General features: G+C 64.6%; 16 protein-coding genes and 1 tRNA gene. 10 read left to right on the top strand and 7 right to left on the bottom strand.

Annotated features, from left to right (window positions below):
- Window positions 1-275 precede the first annotated feature (275 nt).
- The 7 genes from SOM18_RS04810 to SOM18_RS04780 all read left to right on the top strand — a co-directional run bounded on the left by SOM18_RS04810 (window position 276) and on the right by SOM18_RS04780 (window position 9,408).
- Complete coding sequence (locus tag SOM18_RS04810) at window positions 276-2,867, top strand: ATP-binding protein (RefSeq protein WP_320481406.1); 2,592 nt, start codon at window positions 276-278, stop codon at window positions 2,865-2,867.
- Window positions 2,864-3,253, top strand: a complete 390-nt coding sequence (locus SOM18_RS04805) for a hypothetical protein (RefSeq protein ID WP_320481405.1) — start codon at window positions 2,864-2,866, stop codon at window positions 3,251-3,253. Before SOM18_RS04810 ends, SOM18_RS04805 begins: the two co-directional genes overlap by 4 nt.
- A 377-nt stretch (window positions 3,254-3,630) precedes the next feature.
- Window positions 3,631-4,752: a GGDEF domain-containing protein gene (locus SOM18_RS04800; RefSeq protein ID WP_320481404.1), complete on the top strand. Its 1,122-nt coding sequence runs from the start codon at window positions 3,631-3,633 to the stop codon at window positions 4,750-4,752.
- A gap of 656 nt (window positions 4,753-5,408) precedes the next feature.
- Complete coding sequence (locus SOM18_RS04795; protein ID WP_052380819.1) at window positions 5,409-5,855, top strand: Csu type fimbrial protein; 447 nt, start codon at window positions 5,409-5,411, stop codon at window positions 5,853-5,855.
- Window positions 5,856-5,902: 47 nt separating this feature from the next.
- Window positions 5,903-6,595 (top strand): fimbrial biogenesis chaperone, encoded by a 693-nt coding sequence (locus SOM18_RS04790; protein ID WP_052380820.1) that lies wholly within the window; start codon window positions 5,903-5,905, stop codon window positions 6,593-6,595.
- 18 nt (window positions 6,596-6,613) lie between these two features.
- Entirely contained in the window at window positions 6,614-8,956 is a 2,343-nt protein-coding gene (locus tag SOM18_RS04785) for a fimbria/pilus outer membrane usher protein (RefSeq protein WP_081874101.1), read from the top strand.
- A complete protein-coding gene (locus tag SOM18_RS04780) occupies window positions 8,953-9,408 on the top strand; it encodes a Csu type fimbrial protein (protein WP_052380822.1) in 456 nt (151 codons plus the stop codon). The genes SOM18_RS04785 and SOM18_RS04780 overlap by 4 nt, the downstream gene beginning before the upstream one ends.
- 326 nt (window positions 9,409-9,734) lie before the next feature.
- Here SOM18_RS04780 and SOM18_RS04775 read toward each other — a convergent pair.
- Window positions 9,735-9,825: transfer RNA gene (locus tag SOM18_RS04775), tRNA-Ser, on the bottom strand.
- 88 nt (window positions 9,826-9,913) lie between these two features.
- Here SOM18_RS04775 and SOM18_RS04770 point away from each other — a divergent pair.
- Window positions 9,914-10,774, top strand: coding sequence for a peptidylprolyl isomerase (locus tag SOM18_RS04770; RefSeq protein ID WP_320481403.1), 861 nt, complete (start codon window positions 9,914-9,916; stop codon window positions 10,772-10,774).
- Here the strand turns inward: SOM18_RS04770 and mmsB are convergent.
- From mmsB to SOM18_RS04750, 4 genes are all read right to left on the bottom strand, one after another.
- The gene (mmsB, locus tag SOM18_RS04765) at window positions 10,771-11,652 is read right to left on the bottom strand and encodes a 3-hydroxyisobutyrate dehydrogenase (RefSeq protein ID WP_320481402.1); all 882 of its coding nucleotides are present in this window, start codon (window positions 11,650-11,652) and stop codon (window positions 10,771-10,773) included. The two genes, SOM18_RS04770 and mmsB, sit on opposite strands and share 4 nt — an antisense overlap.
- A 195-nt stretch (window positions 11,653-11,847) precedes the next feature.
- Window positions 11,848-12,624: an enoyl-CoA hydratase gene (locus SOM18_RS04760; protein WP_031439861.1), complete on the bottom strand. Its 777-nt coding sequence runs from the start codon at window positions 12,622-12,624 to the stop codon at window positions 11,848-11,850.
- Between the two features lie 104 nt (window positions 12,625-12,728).
- Window positions 12,729-13,769: an enoyl-CoA hydratase/isomerase family protein gene (locus SOM18_RS04755; protein WP_031439860.1), complete on the bottom strand. Its 1,041-nt coding sequence runs from the start codon at window positions 13,767-13,769 to the stop codon at window positions 12,729-12,731.
- Window positions 13,770-13,910: 141 nt separating this feature from the next.
- Window positions 13,911-15,056, bottom strand: a complete 1,146-nt coding sequence (locus SOM18_RS04750; RefSeq protein ID WP_031439859.1) for an acyl-CoA dehydrogenase family protein — start codon at window positions 15,054-15,056, stop codon at window positions 13,911-13,913.
- A 113-nt stretch (window positions 15,057-15,169) separates the two neighbouring features.
- Between SOM18_RS04750 and SOM18_RS04745 the strand changes: the two genes are divergently transcribed.
- Window positions 15,170-15,487: a GIY-YIG nuclease family protein gene (locus tag SOM18_RS04745; protein WP_031439858.1), complete on the top strand. Its 318-nt coding sequence runs from the start codon at window positions 15,170-15,172 to the stop codon at window positions 15,485-15,487.
- Between the two features lie 94 nt (window positions 15,488-15,581).
- Here the strand turns inward: SOM18_RS04745 and SOM18_RS04740 are convergent, their stop codons facing one another.
- A complete protein-coding gene (locus SOM18_RS04740) occupies window positions 15,582-17,099 on the bottom strand; it encodes a CoA-acylating methylmalonate-semialdehyde dehydrogenase (RefSeq protein ID WP_031439857.1) in 1,518 nt (505 codons plus the stop codon).
- Window positions 17,100-17,193: 94 nt separating this feature from the next.
- On the opposite strand from SOM18_RS04740, the gene SOM18_RS04735 reads away from it, so the two are divergent.
- Window positions 17,194-18,078 carry a LysR family transcriptional regulator gene (locus tag SOM18_RS04735; RefSeq protein WP_031394236.1) on the top strand — a complete coding sequence of 295 codons (885 nt, stop codon included), beginning with the start codon at window positions 17,194-17,196 and terminating at the stop codon, window positions 18,076-18,078.
- Here SOM18_RS04735 and SOM18_RS04730 read toward each other — a convergent pair.
- Window positions 18,075-18,461: a potassium channel family protein gene (locus SOM18_RS04730; RefSeq protein ID WP_042466673.1), complete on the bottom strand. Its 387-nt coding sequence runs from the start codon at window positions 18,459-18,461 to the stop codon at window positions 18,075-18,077. The two genes, SOM18_RS04735 and SOM18_RS04730, sit on opposite strands and share 4 nt — an antisense overlap.
- Between the last annotated feature and the right edge of the window lie 136 nt (window positions 18,462-18,597).

Genomic DNA, 18,597 nt, shown 5'->3' with positions numbered 1-18,597 from the left:
GCAGGATCGACAGTCTCAGCCGTGCATTCAGGTGTTAGCCGAGGCCCGCCCTATTCCAGCAGCGATAGCGCCGAGTGCCATTTCGATAGGCTGGCAATCTCATGCGACGCTTTGTGCGCTGAGACGCGCGCGGCCCGTCGGGCTGGATCTAGCTGGCCGAGTGCGACTCCCAAAATACAACAGATTTTAGCAAGAACCACAACCGATATGGTGCCATCCTCGAAATAGGGTTAATGTTTCGCATCCGGATCGATCCCGCTGGCAGGGAGCCCTTTATGGAAGACGCAAACGAGGACGGTCACAGCATCGAGCCTCTCGCCAAGGGGCGCCGCGCCGACTTTCTCAAGGCGGTTCCACATGGACGCGCCGCGCTGATCCAGATGGCGGAATACACCGGCGACCTGATCAGCCTTTGCGATGCCGGCGGTCGACTCGCCTATCTCAATCCGGCCGGCCGACGCCTCATCGGAGTCGAGGCGGCCGACATTTTCCCGATGCGGCTGACCGATTACGTTGTCCCAGAACAACGCCACCTCGTCGACGAGGTCGTCGTGCCGACGGCAAGGCGGGACGGCGTGTGGGAGGGCGAGATGCAGCTCGTCAATCTGAAGACCGACGATATCATCGACGTCCAGCGCTCGACATTCGCGACGCGCGATGAGCGGGGCGAAATCACCGGCTTCGTATCGGTCATGCGCGACATCACGCATGACAAGGCCCAGAAAGGCCGGCTTCGCCGCCAGATCGAGACGTTCGAAGCGCTGATCGCGAACAACCCCTTCGGGGTCTGCCTGGTCGATGCGGATTTCAGGCTGCGCGTGGTCAGCCGCGGCGCCCGGATGGTATTCGAGAACGTCCATCCGCTGATCGGCCGCGATTTCGCCGACGTTCTTCGCGCTCTCTTGCCCGAGCCCTTTGTTAACGAAGCGATAGCCCGCTTCCGACAGACGCTCGACACCGGCATGGCGTATGACGCGGCAACGACGCCGGAACAGCGCGCGGATATCGAGGCACGCGAGGCATATGGCTGGCGGATCGAACGTGTGACACTACCGGACGAATGCTACGGCATCGTCTGCTATTTCCATGATCTCATCGCCAAGGAGTACGGGACGCGGGCCTTGGGTCGCCGCGAGGCCGAATTGCGGGACCTGAATATTGACCTCGAGCGTCGTGTCCGTGCTCGCACTGCGGCACTGAACCAGGCCAATGAACGCCTCACGGCCGAGATTGAGCGGCGCGAAGCGGTACAGGCTGCGCAACTGCAAAGCCAAAAGCTCGAAGCGGTTGGTCAGCTCGTGTCGGGCATCGCGCCCGACTTCAATAACATTCTCGGCGCGGTGATCGGCGGGCTTACAATTATCCAGAACCGCAATGACGACCCGCGCATCGAGCAGATTGCGACGATGGGTCAGCGCGCGGCCGAGCGGGGTGCTGCGCTTGTACGACAGCTGCTCGCCTTTGCGCGCCAGGAGGATGTGGTTGCGCAGCGTGTCGACCTAGCCGGCGCGATTGGCGAGATGTCCGACCTCGTCCGGCACGGCATGCGCGGCAACGTCGCGCTCGCGATCGACTGCGATGACGATCTCTGGCCTGTGCTGGCAGACCCGACACAATTGCAGTCGGCGCTGCTCAACCTTGCCAACAATGCCAGCGATGCGATGAATGGCGGCGGCCACCTGCATATCGCCGTCAGCAATTGCGCCCGGACTTCAGCGGATCTTCCGCTGGAACTGGACGGCCAGGACGCGATCAGGATCGTCGTGGCCGACGACGGTCCCGGCATGGACAGCGATACCTTGCAGCGGATTACCGAGCCGTTCTTCACGACCAAGGCGCGCGGCAAGGGGACCGGGCTGGGCCTCGCGATGGTGCAGCGCTTCGTGGAGCAGTCGGGCGGTGCCCTGCGTATCGAAAGCCGCCCCGGCCACGGAACCACATTCTCGATCTTCCTGCCGCGTGCCGTTGATCCTGGCGGTTCCGATTCTGCACCCGGCAGCGACGAGACCGGTGTCAACGCGATCGGGCGCGCTTTCGAAACGGTCCTGCTGGTCGATGATGACGCCGAATTGTGCGCCATGATCGCCGAAGGATTGTCTGACCACGGCTTCGAAGTCATCGTCGCGCCGGACGCACAGGCGGCGCTGCTCGAGTTACGGACGCGGGCGATCGACGCGCTCGTGACCGACGTCCACATGCCGGACATGTCCGGTAACGACCTGGTCGCGCAGGTGCGCGCGTCGGGATCGGACATTCCCTGCCTGTTCATGACGGGGATCGCCAACGAAGCCGCTCTCGATGGCGAGACGGTCGTGCAGAAGCCCTTCAACCCCGCCGTATTGCACTATGCGCTGCGCCGCATCCTGATTGCACGGGACCAGCGTGCGTCCGATGCCGAGCGGCTCGATCGGCTGACGCTGCGCCTGAAGTCCGATTGCACCCGGTCATTGCTCGACCACTGGCGCGCCATCCGCGCAGGCCAAGTCATCCCGTTGTTCGAGACGTTCACGATCAATGCATGCAGCGAGCCGCACCGGATCGTGGTTGCGCAGATCGACTTGGGGAAGGTGCCGATCCATTTCACCTTCACGCTGGTCGGCGACACCTTGCGCAACGCTGTACCGCACAGCATCGCCGCCACCGAGATGCCGGTCAGTGGCAACGATAGCCTCGCGGCCCGCGAGGCGGCCTATCGCCGCTGCGCGCTGACCGGCAAGCCATCGCATGAATATGCCCGTATCAACCTTGGTGACGGGTATAGGGAAACATTCGAGCGGCTGTTGCTGCCCTTCTCGTCGGACGGGATCGTCGTCGATCATATCGTCGGTGCGGTTGTCATCGAACGTGAAGCGGTGGGGGAACGATGATGGTTGACGCCCGTGAGCTACCCGATTTCAACGAGCCCCAGCTGGCGATGGCGATAGAGGCGCTACCAAGCGAAACGGTCGACGCCTTGCCCTATGGCGCAATCCGGATCGGCGACGATGGCAAGGTCAAATATTATAGTGCGGCAGAGCGGCGCCTGTCGGGTTCCGGCAATCATGACCGCCTCGGCCTCGACTTCTTCAGCAGGATCGCCCCCTGTATGGACAATCCCGACTTTCGCGGTCGCGTCGAGCGTGCCCGGGTATCGGGCGTGCTCGATTTGGAGTTCAGCCACGTCGGCGACTTCGAGGACCGCGACCGGGAACTGACGGTGCGTATCCAGTCTGCCAGTACGGGCGGCTACTGGATATTCATGCGCCGCGATTGACCGCTTTTGGCGTCAGATTTTTTGTAAGTGTCGGGAATGGAGAGGAAGCGAACTTTCCACTTTTAGGGCTGCACCCCGGAAAACCAGCCACTGCATGGGCGTCCCAGATGCATCAGCCTTTTGCATCGGCGGAAGCCTAGATTTCATGCCGTTCTTGGATCAATGCAAAAACCGGTGATTTCTGCAGCTTGGATGGCAAGGTCCGATCAGTGAACTTTTCGGTGTCGTTATCTCGATCGATTCACGCTGTCCTATAATGCGCGCATGCATGTCGGCGCTTTTCCCTACCATCACGATCGGCGGCACAGGACTACGCACTGCCCCTGCGACCGAATTCGTCCAATCCTGGCTGTGCTGGCATCAGGGAACACGTGATCATGCCCCGCGATCTGATATCGCGTGGTTGGCTGGAACGGCTGGGAGACCATCGGCTCGATGGGGCGGCGCTGGACGGCCTGAAAACGCTGTTGCCGCGATTGGTGATCGCCGCTCTGGCGAGTTTGCTGTTGCTCACCCATCTGGGCTCTCGCGCTGCGATACAATGGATCAGCTTTGTCGGATTTGCGGAGCTGTGGTGCAGGCAATGCAGTATCCTGCTGGCGCGACCGGATGGCGTGCGCCTGCCGCTGCGGCTCAACTATATTGCCTCCGCACTCATGACGACGATCGCGTGGACGAGCTTGCCGGTTTTGCTGTGGTGGAGCAGGGTACCTGATATAGGTTCAGCGGTTATCGTCATGCTGATCTCGCAGCTGATCCACGCCCAGGCCTTTGCCTTCCGCGCTCCGTCGATAGTGGCGTTCAAGGTTGGTGTTCCCGCCAGCGCGATGCTCGCGCTGCCTTGGCTGGTCGAACCAGCAAGCTATTTTACCACTCTCACGTCGACAATCGCGTCGGGTCTTTGCATCAGTTATATCTTCGCAAGCGTGCGGGCAAACTGGCGGAGCGATGCGGCGCTACGCAAAGCTCATGACGAGCTCGAATATCTGGCATATTTCGACGGACTTACCTCCCTCGCCAATCGTCGACAGTTCACACGACACATGCGCAATCTCATCGCACTGTCCGATCGTCAAAAGTCCCGGTTCGCCTTGCTCCTGATCGATCTTGACCATTTCAAGGTCGTCAACGACACGTATGGCCACGATGCTGGCGATGCGCTCCTCGTCGCGGCAGGAGAGCGCCTGCGTGCTGCCTTCGGCGAGTTGACCCATGTCGCGCGGCTCGGCGGTGACGAGTTTGCCATACTCTTACCCGACGTCGGCAGCACCGCCGATATCGATGCGGCATGCGGTCGCATCGTCGATGGCGTCCAGCCTGCTGTCGACTTCAACGGAGAACAGATGAGCCTAAGTTTCAGCATCGGCATCGCGCTTTATCCCGGCGACGGCGACAGCATACAAACAATCCTGAAATCCGCTGACGTTGCGCTTTACGACGCGAAGCGGAGGGGGCGAGGCACGTGGTGCTTCAGTGACGGGTTCGGCAAGGTCGCGTAAGTCAAGTTTGAGACCTGCGGACGGTGCGCGTCTGATTCATTGCTTGCACTACACTGACATACTCGAACCAAATCCGGCCATCTCTGCCACCTTCCCCGCTCCCCGACTTCAAGCATTTCCCTGTTCGCGCTGACGGCTTTTGGCGGCTGATATTTCCTCATGGCCGCCGTGATCGAGAAGAAAGCGGCGCGTCCGATTTAGGGCAGTCGGTGGGAGGCCGCCGTTGGTTAAAACGGCTGCGAGAATGATAATCGGCGCCTTTCGGGTTGATCGCGGCGCGCACGTATTTGGACAAATGCTAAATACATCTCAGCCACTCTTTTTAAGCGACAAAGCGCTTCAGTACGACGAGTTGAAGAATTACCGTCCAGACTCCTCAGTCCAAGTGGACTCTGAAGAACTTCCTAATTCGCAACAATCTGCAGTTGGTTAGGGCCACCGGTGATGGATCCCCGCATATAAATGGTGACGTTTTTCCTGAGGCTGACGCCCTTCCTTTGGCGGGCATTCTATAATTGCTTGAGAAAGGTCGCCGTCTTATGATTACGCAGAACTTGGCCCGGCATATTGCGTCACTGCGCATAGGTCGGCCGTCGCTTCACACCACTACAGCCTTTTTTAAAACGCAGGCTCGCGTTCTGAGCATTCCCCTATGCATGGTTGTGGCGAATGGCTCGGCAGGCGCATCGACGGCGAACACGACGTTCAATGTGACGGCCAACGTCGTGTCGAGTTGCCAGATTTCGGCGACCGCGCTGACGTTCGGAACCTATACCGGGGCCCAAACCGACGCGACTTCGACGATCACCGCGACCTGCACGGATACCACCGCCTACACCATCGGCGTCAGCGCAGGCTTGGGCACGGGGGCGACCGTAACGAACCGGTACATGAACGGCCCCAGCGTCGATGTGCTCGCCTATGCCGTCTATCGCGACAGTGCGCGTACCAATAGCTGGGGCACGACGATCGGTACGGACACGGTCTCGGGCACCGGCAACGGCGGCGCTCAGGCCATTACCGTCTATGGGCGCCTTGCGGCGGGTCAATTGCCCGTTCCCGGAGCCTATTCGGATACTCTGACCGCAACGATCACCTACTGATGGCCCGGGGAAGTTTTTTTCGCTTCGAGAGGCTTCGTCGCTGGTCGATGGCGGGCGGATACGGGATCGTCCTGGCAACGGGCATCGCCCCGCTTCACGCACAATCCCTGTCGGTGAGCCCGGTCACGTTCAATCTTGCCGCCTCGCAACAGGCGACGAGCCTGACGGTTCGCAACGATGGCGCTGAGGAAACGGTGGTCCAGATCCGGCCCTTCGCCTGGACGCAACAGCCCGAGGATGTCCTTGTACCGGCCGACGATGTGGTCGTCAGCCCCCGCATCGTGACGATCCTACCCCATTCGAACCAGGTCTTCCGGGTGCTCGTGCGGCATAAGGCGACGTCCAAGGAACTGACGTACCGGTTGATCCTCGATCAGATCCCGCGCGCGTCCGAACCCGGTGCCGTACGTATGGTCCTGCGCATTTCCATGCCGATCTTCGTCGAGCCCGTCGCTCCGGCGAACCCCGGCGTTCGATTTCGGCTGGCGCACCGGGACGGTGACGCAGTGCTCGTGCTCGAAAATCCGGGAGCGCGCCATGAGACGCTGCGCAACGTTGTCCTGCGCGACACGAACGGCGCGCCGATCGCCGTCAAGAACGGTGGTTCACCCTATCTGCTGGCTGGCGCTACGCGGGAACTTCCGGTCCAGGACATGCCCATCCAAGCCGCCGCGGATGGCCGCTATCGACTGACGATGGACGGCGGAAAGGGCCCCATCACCGTTGCCCTCGCGCGGTAGCGGGGACGGGACCGTGCGATGCGCGCCAAAGCCCTCCGATCGACCTGTCGATTTCTCCTGATGATCTGCCTCGCTGACCATGCCGGGGCCGCTCCCGCACCGACGCTGCTGGAGGTCTGGATCAATGGGCGCCCGACCGGGAAAATCGGCGAGTTTGTCCTGCGGGGCGACGGACTGGCGGCATCGCCCAGGGAACTCGCCGAACTCGGTCTTTCGCCGCGCACGACGCCCAGCGAAGAGCTCTCGGACATCGTCGCCGACCGCGATTTCCAATGGCGCGTCGATCAGGCTACAGGCCGACTCTACGTGACCGCCTCCGAGGCGCGTTTGGTGAGAACGACGATCTCGGCCGCTGCCGATCCTGCCATGGCCGGAGCGGTGGAGAGCGGGACCGGTTCCACGCTGAACTACGACACGACAGTGACCGGCGATGCTCGTCGCCAGGCCCTTTCCGCGTACCTCGATGCCCGCGTCTTTTCAGGTCATGGGATTGTGGCTGCCCAGGCCTTGATGACCGCATTCCGTTCGGGGACGACGACGACCTATCGCGCGACGAGGCTTGATTTCAACTACACCGTTTCGCTGCCCGACCGCCTGCTGCGGCTCAGGCTGGGCGACTTCATAACGTCGGGAGCGGACTCGCAACGGGCGATCCGGCTCGGCGGCATCCAATTCGGTTCGGACTTCGCGCTGCGACCCGACCTGATCACGATGCCGCTGCCCGATTTTCGTGGCAACGCGGTCGTTCCCACCATCGCCGACATCCTTGTGAACGACACATCCGCGATATCCCTGCCTATCGACGCTGGTCCCTTCGAGATCCGCAACGTGCCGGTGCAGACGGGCAGCGGCAAAGTCTCGCTGAACCTCCAGAATTCCCTGGGACAATCCGTCAGGACGACGGTGGCCTATTATGCGAGCAATGCTCTGCTCGCACCCGGGTTGCACACGTTCGCTGTCCAGGCTGGCATGATCCGGCATCAATTCGGGAGCCAGAGCAACGCCTACGGACAGTTCGCGGCAAGCGGCAGCTACCGCTGGGGCGTATCGCCTCGGCTGACGGCGGCGCTCTATGCCGAAGCAACCCGCAGCGCGGCGCTCATCGGGTCGGGCGTGTCGGTAAACCTGGCCAACCTGGCAATCGCCACGGGTGATTGCGCGGCCAGCAGCGGGCGGGACGGGAACGGCGTGCGCTGTGTCGCGCAAATCGAACACCGCGACTCACTGGTGTCACTCAGGCTGTCCCACGGATTTGCGACGAAGGACTTTCGCGACAACGCGGCAAGCGATGGCTATCCTGCCATTCGCAGGCAGACCAATGCCAGCATTGCGCTTGCAATGGGTCCGGCCGGTACGATGTCCCTCGGCTATACCGCACTCGATCAGGCAGGCGACGTCGCCTGGGAAAGGCTGAAGGGCGCGCCGGCGATGTTTGGCCGCGGCTCCGCGGTCCGTCTGGCGTCCGTCACCTACAGCGTGCAGCGGGGACCGGTATCGATCTACGCGAACGGCTCGCACGACACCAGCGCACGCGGCGGCCGCAGCATCATGTTCGGCCTGTCGCTTCCCTTCGGACGGCGGAGTCAGGCGAGTGTTGATCAGCAGATGCAAGGCGGCCGCTGGCAAAGCCAGCTGCAGGCGGCGCGCGGCACGAGCGAGGCCGATCCATGGGGCTATCAGGCGGCGATCGGGCGCGGCGCGATCGACAGCCAGTTTGTCGAAGTCCAACATCGGTCCCGCATCGGATGGCTGGCCGCCGGGATCGATCGGACCAACGGTGCAACGACGATCCGTGCCCAGGCGCGCGGGTCCGTGTCCGCAATCGATGGCTCGGTATTCCTGTCGAATACGATCAACGACAGTTTCGCGATTGTCGACACGCAGGGTTTGGCAGGTGTTCGGGTGCTGCACGAAAACAGGGTCGCCGGCCGAACCGGCCGGTCGGGCAAGCTGATGGTGACCGACCTGCGGGCGTTCCAGGTGAATCACCTCGCCATCGAGCCGACCGATCTGCCGCCCGATGCCGTGATCGCAACCGGGGAACGCGATGTCCGGCCACAGGATCGGGCAGGCGTCGTCCTCAGGTTTCCGATCAAACGACCAAATGGCGCAGTGCTGGTCCTGGTCGACGCAAGCGGTAGACCACTTCCACCGGGAAGCACCGTCACGCTGGAAGCGTCCGGGGCGACGTTTCCCCTGGGCTTTGACGGGGAGACCTTCGTCGAGGGGCTCGACCAGCACACCGTCCTGAACGTCGCGCGCCCCGACGGCACGCGCTGCCGTGTCGGACTGTCCGTCGCTGCGCAGGACCGGGGTCTCGCGCGGCTTGGCCCGTTTTCCTGTGTCGAGACAGCCCCGTGATCGCCCGCGTGCTGTTCGCGCTCTTCTGCCTCGCGATACCGGCTGTCGCGGATGCGGGATGCTCGGTATCGGCGAGCGGGATCGCGTTCGGGAACTATGACGGGTCTGCCACGTCGCCGGACGACGCGACGGGCACGATCACAATCAACTGCTCCATACTCTCCGGTCTCGGCGGGTACACGATCGCGCTCAGCCCGGGACGAGATGGCAGCTATACGGCGCGACGCATGATCTCTGGAACGGCGACCTTACCCTATCAGCTTTATGCGGATCCGGCGCGAACGCAGATCTGGGGCGACGGGTCGGGCGGGAGCTCCACCGTGCGGTCCTTCGATATCATCCCGTTGCTTGGCGGGAGTTCGACCTACCAAATTTACGGAAGAATCCCCGCCAATCTCTCGCCCCGCCCCGGAGCCTATAATGATACGATCATAATTACAGTAAGCTATTGAGTGATCACGTATTTACTACCTTGGAAAAGACGTCCGATCTCGGATGGATCAGGCGACTAAACCCGTAACCCATCGTCTGAACGAACAGCTGTTCACGGCAATCGCCGCCCGAAAGCGGAGGGGCGTCTTTCCACCGTTTTACCGTTCAGCTCTGAGCATAGGCCGTACGCAATATAGGGGCGCGGCCTAACGCCACATAAACCACGGCCAGCGATATCCGCGGAAATCGTGCGGTGACGTTCGGCTTCAAGCACGCGCGCTCTCGGGGAACGGTTATGGGAACCCGGCGACTTAATCGCAACTTTGGGCTTAGATCCAAAGGGTGGTGGCGGAGCGGGAGGGATTCGAACCCTCGATACGCTTTTGACGTATACTCACTTTCCAGGCGAGCGCCTTCGACCACTCGGCCACCGCTCCGCATTGCTCTGGAACGCGCCTGCTAGAGCGGGTTTGGCTGCGGCGCAAGCGATTGCGTGCGGGGCGGCACTCGGGCAGTCTCACAGCGATGATCACCGCCCTTCTCGCCGCCGCCCTCGCCCAAGCCACGCCGGTGCCGACACCGCTGCCGTCCGATCCGGTCGCGTCGGACTGGGTGGCGGTGCCCGATGACGAGATCCTCGTCTTCACGCTGGCGAACGGGCATGGCTTTACGCTCCGACTCGCACCTGCCTATGCCCCCGCGCATGTCGCCAATATCCGCGCGCTCGCCCGCGCGCGCTGGTGGGACAGCGCGACGAGCGTGTACCGCGTGCAGGACAATTATGTCGCGCAATGGGGCGATGCGACCGAGAAGAAGCCGCTCGTCCCCGGCGTCGCGGACGGGATCGCCGCCGAATATGACCTGGCCGGGCCGGCCGCGGTCGCGCGGCTGGCCAAGCGCGATCCTTATGCCGAATGGGCGGGCTACAGCGCGGATGGCTGGCCGCTCGCCGGCTCGGGCGCACGGCAATGGCTGCCGCATTGCTACGGGATGGTCGGCGTCGCGCGTGATCTGGCGCCGAGCGTCGGCAGCGGCGCCGAGCTCTACACCGTCATCGGCCATGCGCCGCGCGCGCTCGACCGCAACATCGCGGTCGTCGGGCGGGTGGTCGACGGGATCGAGTGGCTGTCGTCGCTGCCGCGCGGGACGGGCGAGCTCGGCTTCTACGCCACCCCCGCCGAGCGCAGCCCGATCGTCTCGGCGCGGCTGGCGAGCGACCTTCCCGCCGCCACCCGCCCGCACTTCCAGTACCGCGCGACGCGCAACCCGCGCTTCACCGCCTGGATCGCGGGGCGCGAGAACCGTACGCCGCCGTTCTTCACGGTGCCGGCGGGCGGTGCGGACATCTGCAACGCGCTCCCGCCGGTCCGCCGCACGCCGAGTTAGGCGTTGCCCTGCAGCGTGCGGATGATCGCGGAGAAGTCGAGCCCGCCCTGCCCGGCCTCGGCGAACGCCTCGTAGCGCTCCGCCGCCTTCGCGCCCATCGGCGTGTCGGCGCCGACATCCTGCGCCGCCGCCATCGCAAGCCGCAGGTCCTTCAGCATCAGGGCCGCCGCGAACCCGCCCTGATAGTCGTGGTCGGCGGGGGTGTCGGGGCCGATCCCCGGCAGCGGCGCATAGCTCGTCATCGACCAGCTCTGCCCCGACGACACGCTGGCGATGTCGTAAAAGGCCTGCGCGTCGAGCCCGAGCTTGTCGGCCAGCACGAACGCCTCGCAGGTCGCGATCATCGTCGCGCCGAGAATCATGTTGTTGCAAATCTTCGCCGCCTGCCCCGCGCCGTTCGCGCCGGCGTGGATCACCGCCTTGCCCATCGCCGCGAGAATCGGCTCGGCGCGCTCGAACGCCGCCGCCGAACCGCCGACCATGAAGGTGAGCGTGCCCGCATTGGCAGCGCCGATCCCGCCGGAGACCGGCGCGTCGACCGCCGCGAGCCCCTTGGCCTGCGCGGCGTCGGCCACCTGCTTCGCGGTCGCGACGTCGATCGTCGAACAGTCGATCAGGATCGCGGTTGGGCCCGCGACGCCGAACAGCGCGTCATACACCTCGGCGACGTGCTTGCCCGCGGGCAGCATCGTCACGATCGCCTCCGCCCCGTCCGCGGCCTCGGCGGCGGATGCGACGGGCAGGCAGCCCGCGGCCTTCGCCTTGGCCAGCGCGTCGGCGCTCAGGTCGAATGCGTGAACGTCATGGCCGTTCTTCGCGAGGTTGGCGGCCATCCCGCCGCCCATGTTGCCGAGCCCGATGAATCCGATCCGTGCCATGTTCTCTCTCCTAAATCTGCCGCGGCGACTGTGCCGCTCGCGATCCAACAGCGTCATCCGCGACTAGGTCCCGCACGCCCCCAACCCCGTCATCCTGACGAAAGTCAGGATCCAGAGCCAGGAACGACACCGCCAGTAACCCTGGATCCTGACTTTCGTCAGGATGACGGGCAGCGACGATGACGGGTGGCCGCGCTACTTGCCCGTCCAAGCCCCCGCGCGCTTCTCGACGAACGCTGCCATGCCTTCGCTCTGATCCGCGGTGCCGAACAGGCCGTGGAACAGACGCCGCTCGAACTGGACGCCCATCGCGAGCCCCGTCTCGAACGCCGCGTTGACCATTTCCTTGTTCGCCAGCACCGCCAGTGGCGCCATTGCGGCGATGGCGGCTGCGGTCTTTACCGCCTCCTCGACCAGCTCGTCGGCAGGCACGATCCGCGACACCAGCCCGGCGCGCTCGGCCTCGACCGCATCCATCATCCGCCCGGTCAGCACCATCTCCATCGCCTTGGCCTTGCCGACCGCATGCGTGAGGCGCTGCGACCCGCCCATGCCGGGGGAGACGGCGAGCTTGATCTCGGGCTGGCCGAACTTGGCGGTGTCGGCGGCGAGGATGAAGTCGCACATCATCGCGACCTCGCAGCCGCCGCCCAGCGCATAGCCCGCGACCGCGGCGATGATCGGCTTGCGCGTCCGCGTCACCTGCTCCCAGCCGGCGAAGAAGTTGCTCGCATACATGTCGGCAAAGCCCTGGCTCTGCATCTCCTTGATGTCCGCGCCCGCCGCGAACGCCTTGGCCGAACCGGTCAGCACCGCACAGCCCTGCGACGGATCCGCATCGAACGCGGCGAACGCGGCGATCAGGTCGGCGAGCACCTGCGAGTTGAGCGCGTTGAGCGCCTGCGGCCGGTTTAGCGTGACGAGCGTCACCGCACCGCGCTGCTCGACGAGGATCGTTTCGTAATCGGCCATCTCAGTCTCCAATAAGCATCGTCATCCTGGACTTGATCCAGGATCCAGAGCCACGAGCGTTATCGTACCTGGCTCTGGATCCCGACTTTCGTCCCGATGACGGATTAGCCCGGCGTCCACGCCTCGGCCTCGGGCAACGGCGCGAAGATCTGGTCGATCACGTGATCGCTCACCGCCTCGGGCGTCGCCGGATCCCAGCGCGGCGCATTGTCCTTGTCGACGATCACCGCGCGCACGCCCTCGATGAAGTCATGCCGCTGCACGACATGCGCGCCGACCGCATATTCCTGTTTCATCTCGTCCGCGAAACTCGCCATCGCCGCGCCTTCGCGGAGCAGCCGGAGCGACACCTTCATCGTCTGCGGCGACTTGGTCTTGAGCGTCGCAAGCGTCTTCGCGGCCCACTCACCACCATCGGCGTCGAGCGCGGCATAGATCTCCTCGAGCACATCGGACGCGAACAACCGGTCGATATCGTCCTTGCGCGCAAGTATCGCCGCTTCGGGTGCCTCGGTCGACAGCGCGTTCAGAACGCCAGCAATATCCTGCGGCGTCTCCGCGATCCGCGCCTTGGCGGTGTCGAGCGTGTCGCCCGGCAGATAATGCGTCGCCAACCCCAGCGCGACACACTCCGCGCCATCGAGCCGGTGCCCGGTCAGCGCGAGATACTGCCCGATCCGCCCGGGCAGCCGCGACAGATACCAGCCGCCGCCCACATCGGGGAACAGCCCGATCCCCGTCTCGGGCATCGCGAACTTCGTATTCTCGGTCGCCACCCGGTACGCGCACGGCAAAGCGAGCCCGACGCCGCCGCCCATCGTGATCCCGTCCATGAACACGACGATCGGCTTGGCATAGACGAACAGCCGGTGGTTCATCCGATACTCGGCATGGAAGAACGCGCGCGCCGCGACGCCGTCGCCGGCGCCCGACGCGGCCAGCATCCGGATATCGCCCCCGGCGCAGAACCCACGACCCTCGGCGTGATCCACCACGATCGCCTCAACCGACGCATCCCCGCGCCACGCCTCAAGCGCCTCCAGCACGCCTTCGCACATCGCAAGGTTCAGCGCGTGCAACGCCTTGGGCCGATTCAGCCGAAGCCGGCCGACAGGCCCTTCGACGGTCGTGATCAGGTCATTCATAAATCACCTCCCCGGCGAAGGCCGGGGTCCAGTTGGAAAGGTCGATGTAACAGAGGATGTCACCAAGCCGATTCGCGTCCCCCACCTGGACCCCGGCCTCCGCCGGGGTGGATGCTGTTCGGCAGTCGGTGACCATATCCATCATTGCCGGGTCAGCTCGCGGCCGACGATCATGCGCATGACCTGGTTGGTACCCTCGAGGATCGAATGCACACGCAGGTCGCGCCAGAAGCGTTCGATCGGGTAATCCTGCAGATACCCGTAGCCGCCGTGCAGCTGCAACGCGCGGTCGACCACCGACGAGCCGGTGTCCGTCGCCAGCCGCTTCGCCATCGCCGCGAACTTGGTCTTGTCGGGCGCGTTCGCCGTGACCTTGGCCGCCGCGATATAGAGCAGCGCGCGCGCCGCCTCCAATTCGGTCGCCATGTCGGCCAGCATGAACTGCGTGTTCTGGAAGTCCGCGATGGGCTTGCCGAACTGCTTGCGGTCGCGCGTATAGGCGATCGCCTCGTCGAGACACCGCTGCGCCCCGCCAAGCGAGCAGGCGCCGATGTTAAGCCGCCCGCCGTCGAGCCCCATCATCGCGATCCGAAACCCCTCGCCCTCGCCGCCGACCATGTTGGCCGCCGGCACGCGGACGCCGTCGAAGATCACCTGCCGAGTCGGCTGCGAATGCCAGCCGAGCTTCTTCTCGTTCGCACCGAACGACACGCCGGGCATGTCCTTCTCGATCACGAGGCAGGAAATACCCTTGGGCCCGTCCTCCCCGGTGCGGACCATGGTGACGTACACCTCATTCTCGCCCGCGCCCGAGATGAACTGCTTCGATCCTGTCACGATCCAGTCGTCGCCGTCGCGCACCGCGCGCGTCTTGAGCGCGGCGGCGTCGGAGCCCGAGCCCGGCTCGGTCAGGCAATAGCTCGCCAGCCGGTCCATCGTCACCAGATCGGGGAGATACTTGTCCTTCACCGCGGCCGAGCCGAACCGGTCGATCATCCACGCCGCCATGTTGTGGATGCTGATGAACGCGCTGGTCGACGGACACCCATACGACATCGCCTCCATGATCAACGCGGCTTCGAGACGCCCGAGCGCGATGCCGCCGCTCTCCTCGCTGACATAGATCGCCGCGAAACCGAGCTCGGCCGCCGCCTTGATCGTGTCGCGCGGGAAGATGTGCTTCTCGTCCCACTCGGCCGCATGCGGCGTGATCCGGTCGGCGGTAAAGCGGCGCGCGAGCTCCTGGATCTCGCGCTGGTCGTCGGTGAGGTCGAACTGGTTGGTCATCGGGCTTTCCTGTGTCGTCATACTGGGCTTGACCCAGTATCCAGAGCGGCGAATGCTGGCGCCTGTGGCTCTGGATCCTGACTTTCGTCACGATGACGGGGTGGGGGAAGGATATGGCTAGGCAACCCGCGGTCTATATCATGGCGAGCGGGCGCAACGGAACGCTCTACATCGGCGTCACGTCCGACCTGATGGCGCGGATCGTTCAGCACCGCGACGGCATGTTCGACGGGTTCTCAAAGCGATACGGCGTGAACCGGCTTGTCTGGTTTGCGATGGCAGACACGATGGACGCGGCGATCACGCGCGAGAAACAGCTCAAGGTCTGGAAACGGTCGTGGAAGACCACGCTGATCGAGACGGACAACCCGACCTGGCGCGATCTGGCCGAAGACTGGGGCTTCGACCCCCTCCCCACCCCGTCATCCTGACGAAAGTCAGGATCCAGAGCCACGGGCGTTGCGCTCGATGGCTCTGGATCCTGGATCAAGTCCAGGATGACGGAAGAAGGAAAGATCAATCCGATTACCCCATCGTCGGAATGACGAACGCGTTGGCGGCATCACCCACCCCGCCATCGGGCCAGCGTTGCGTGATCGTCTTGACCTTGGTCCAGAACTTCACGCCCTCCATGCCGTGCTGGTTGGTGTCGCCGAACGCGCTGCGCTTCCAGCCGCCGAACGTGTGATACGCGACCGGCACCGGGATCGGCACGTTGATTCCCACCATCCCGACATTCACCCGCGCCGCGAACTCGCGCGCGGCGTGGCCGTTGCGTGTGAAGATCGCGACGCCGTTGCCGTACTGATGCTCGCTCGGCAACCGCACCGCTTCCTCGAAATCCCTGGCGCGGACGATCTGCAACACCGGCCCGAAGATCTCCTCCTTATACGCCGACATCTCCGTGGTGACGTGATCGAACAGCGACGGCCCGATGAAGAACCCCTTCTCATGCCCCTGCAGCTCGAACCCGCGCCCGTCGACGACCAGTTCCGCACCCTCGTCGACACCCGTCTGGATCCAGTTCTCGATGCGGCTGCGATGCGCCGCGTTCACCACCGGGCCGTAATGCGCGTCATTGTCGGTCGAAACACCCACGCGCAGCGCGGCGATCGCCGGGATCAGCTTCTCACGCAAAGCAATCGCCGTCTTCTCGCCGACCGGCACCACCACCGGCAATGCCATGCACCGCTCGCCAGCGCTCCCGAACGCTGCGCCCGACAGGTCGGCGACGACCTGGTCTAGGTCCGCGTCGGGCATGACGATGCCATGGTTCTTCGCTCCGCCCATCGCCTGGACGCGCTTGCCCGCCTCGACGCCGCGGCGGTACACGTAATGCGCGATGTCGGACGAGCCGACGAAGCTGACCGCCGAGATCGCCGGATGATCGAGGATCGCATCGACCATTTCCTTGTCGCCGTGCACCACCTGGAAGATGCCCTCGGGCAGCCCCGCCTCGAGGAACAGCTCGCCCAGCCGCACCGGCACTGACGGATCGCGCTCGCTCGGCTTCAGGATGAACGCGTTGCCCGTCGCGATCGCGACCCCGCTCATCCACAGCGGGATCATCGCCGGGAAGTTGAACGGCGTGATCCCGGCACCGATGCCGAGCGGCTGGCGCATCGAATAGACGTCGATCCCCGTCCCCGCGCCCTGCGTATACTCGCCCTTGAGAATGTGCGGGATGCCGCAGCAGAACTCGATCACCTCGAGCCCGCGCTGGATATCGCCCTTCGAGTCCGCGATCACCTTGCCGTGCTCGGACGACAGCAGCCGCGCGAGCTCATCCATGTTCGCCTCGACCAGCCGCTTGAACTCGAACATCACGCGCGCGCGGCGCTGCGGGTTGGTCGCTGCCCAGCCCGGCTGCGCCTTCTGCGCGGCGGCGACTGCCCGGTCGAGGTCGGCCTGCGTGCCCAGCGTCACGCGCGCCTGGATCTCGCCGCTATTGGGATCGAACACGTCGCCGCTGCGGCCGCCGCCGGAGGACGGTCCACCCGCGGTGCCGCCTGCGATCAGATGCTCGATGGTGCGAACGGTCATGGCGCCTCTCCTTGTTTTGCGGCCTCTACACCACCGCATCCCGCACGACACAAGCGATAGACTTGCAGGCGCGAGCTGCATATTTGCAGCCGGCATGGACTGGAGCGACCTGCCGATCTTCCTTGAAGTCGCCCGCGCGCAGCAGCTTGGCCGTGCCGCGGCGAGCCTTGGCGTCGATGCGACGACGGTTGGCCGCCGCCTCCGCCGGCTCGAGACCGCGGTTGGCCAGCGGCTGTTCGAACAGGGTCCCGACGGCCAGATCCTGACCAGCGCGGGCGAGGACCTGCTCGCGCGCGCGACCGCGATGGCGGCGATCGCGTCGGACATCCGTACCCCGCCTGCGGGCCGGACCGAGGTCGACGGCACGATCCGCGTCAGCGTCGCCGAAGGGTTCGGCACCTGGTTCGTCAGCCGACATCTCGGCACGCTCGCACAGGCGCATCCCAAGCTCGCGGTCGATCTCGTCGCGACCAGCGGCTTCCTCAACCCGACCCGGCGCGAGACCGACGTCGCGGTCCTGCTCGCCCGCCCGCGCCGCGGTCCGCTGCGGACGCGCAAGCTCACCGACTATACGCTGCGGCTCTACGCATCGGCGGAGCATCTCGCGGCGCACGGTCCGGTCCACGGCATCGCCGACCTGCGCGACCGGCGGATGATCGGCTATGTCCCCGATATCGTCTATGCGCCCGAGCTGCGCTATCTCGACGAGATCCCGGGCGTCCGCGACCCCGTGCTGCGTTCGTCGAGCATCAACGCGCAGGCGCACATGATTGCGGCCGGCGCAGGCATCGGCGTGCTCCCCTGCTTCATCGGCGAGGCCTATCCCGGGCTTGTCGCGATCCTCCCCGACATCCGCATCAGCCGCGCCTTCTGGCTGGTGACGCACCAGGACACCGGCCGTTTCGACGCGATCCGCGCTTTTACCGACTGGCTCGTTGCACTCGTCGGCCGTGAGCGCGCGGTGCTGGTCGCCGACTAGGGCTGACGCGGCTCGCGCGAAAGGATCGCCTCGATCCGCGCGAGCGCCAACTTGATCTCCTCCTGCTCGGCATGCGTGAAGGCGTCGCTGTCGACGATCATCTTGGCCGCCATCTTCGCGGTCAGCAGCGGTACGAGGAACAGCGGTACCGCATGCATCAGCGCGACCGCGACGATCTTGCCCCCCATCGTCACCGGAAACACGTCGCCATAGCCGATCGTCATCGCGGTCACGAACGACCACCAGATGCCGACATCGACCGGCTTGCCCTCGAACGTCGCAAACAGCGCCGCGCAGATCAGGATGGTCGAGACATAGCCGACGATCAGGATCGGCAAGGCCTGGATGAACGGCCGCCACGATCCCTTTGCCCTGCGCGCCATGATACCCCCCGGTTGTTTCGGCGCATCATCCAGCAAGCGGCCGACATTTCAAGCGGTACGCACGCGGCTGATCGATCACGAACCCGATTGCCCCCGCGCGACAATTGCGCCTAGCTTGGCCGCATCCTCTTCCGGA

Source organism: Sphingomonas sp. CFBP9019, assembly GCF_034045155.1.
GTDB classification, from domain to species: Bacteria; Pseudomonadota; Alphaproteobacteria; order Sphingomonadales; family Sphingomonadaceae; genus Sphingomonas; species Sphingomonas aerolata.
Note: the sequence above shows the minus strand (reverse complement) of the source record. Positions and strands in the feature narration are given on the sequence as shown.

Coding starts and splice junctions, on each gene's coding strand:
- SOM18_RS04745 (WP_031439858.1), top strand. CDS start 15,170: ATGGCTAGGCAACCCGCGGTCTATATCATGGCGAGCGGGCGCAACGGA.
- SOM18_RS04790 (WP_052380820.1), top strand. CDS start 5,903: ATGGCGGGCGGATACGGGATCGTCCTGGCAACGGGCATCGCCCCGCTT.
- SOM18_RS04785 (WP_081874101.1), top strand. CDS start 6,614: ATGCGCGCCAAAGCCCTCCGATCGACCTGTCGATTTCTCCTGATGATC.
- SOM18_RS04810 (WP_320481406.1), top strand. CDS start 276: ATGGAAGACGCAAACGAGGACGGTCACAGCATCGAGCCTCTCGCCAAG.
- SOM18_RS04755 (WP_031439860.1), bottom strand. CDS start 13,769: ATGAATGACCTGATCACGACCGTCGAAGGGCCTGTCGGCCGGCTTCGG.
- SOM18_RS04770 (WP_320481403.1), top strand. CDS start 9,914: ATGATCACCGCCCTTCTCGCCGCCGCCCTCGCCCAAGCCACGCCGGTG.
- SOM18_RS04795 (WP_052380819.1), top strand. CDS start 5,409: ATGGTTGTGGCGAATGGCTCGGCAGGCGCATCGACGGCGAACACGACG.
- SOM18_RS04760 (WP_031439861.1), bottom strand. CDS start 12,624: ATGGCCGATTACGAAACGATCCTCGTCGAGCAGCGCGGTGCGGTGACG.
- mmsB (WP_320481402.1), bottom strand. CDS start 11,652: ATGGCACGGATCGGATTCATCGGGCTCGGCAACATGGGCGGCGGGATG.
- SOM18_RS04805 (WP_320481405.1), top strand. CDS start 2,864: ATGATGGTTGACGCCCGTGAGCTACCCGATTTCAACGAGCCCCAGCTG.
- SOM18_RS04730 (WP_042466673.1), bottom strand. CDS start 18,461: ATGGCGCGCAGGGCAAAGGGATCGTGGCGGCCGTTCATCCAGGCCTTG.
- SOM18_RS04750 (WP_031439859.1), bottom strand. CDS start 15,056: ATGACCAACCAGTTCGACCTCACCGACGACCAGCGCGAGATCCAGGAG.
- SOM18_RS04735 (WP_031394236.1), top strand. CDS start 17,194: ATGGACTGGAGCGACCTGCCGATCTTCCTTGAAGTCGCCCGCGCGCAG.
- SOM18_RS04800 (WP_320481404.1), top strand. CDS start 3,631: ATGCCCCGCGATCTGATATCGCGTGGTTGGCTGGAACGGCTGGGAGAC.
- SOM18_RS04740 (WP_031439857.1), bottom strand. CDS start 17,099: ATGACCGTTCGCACCATCGAGCATCTGATCGCAGGCGGCACCGCGGGT.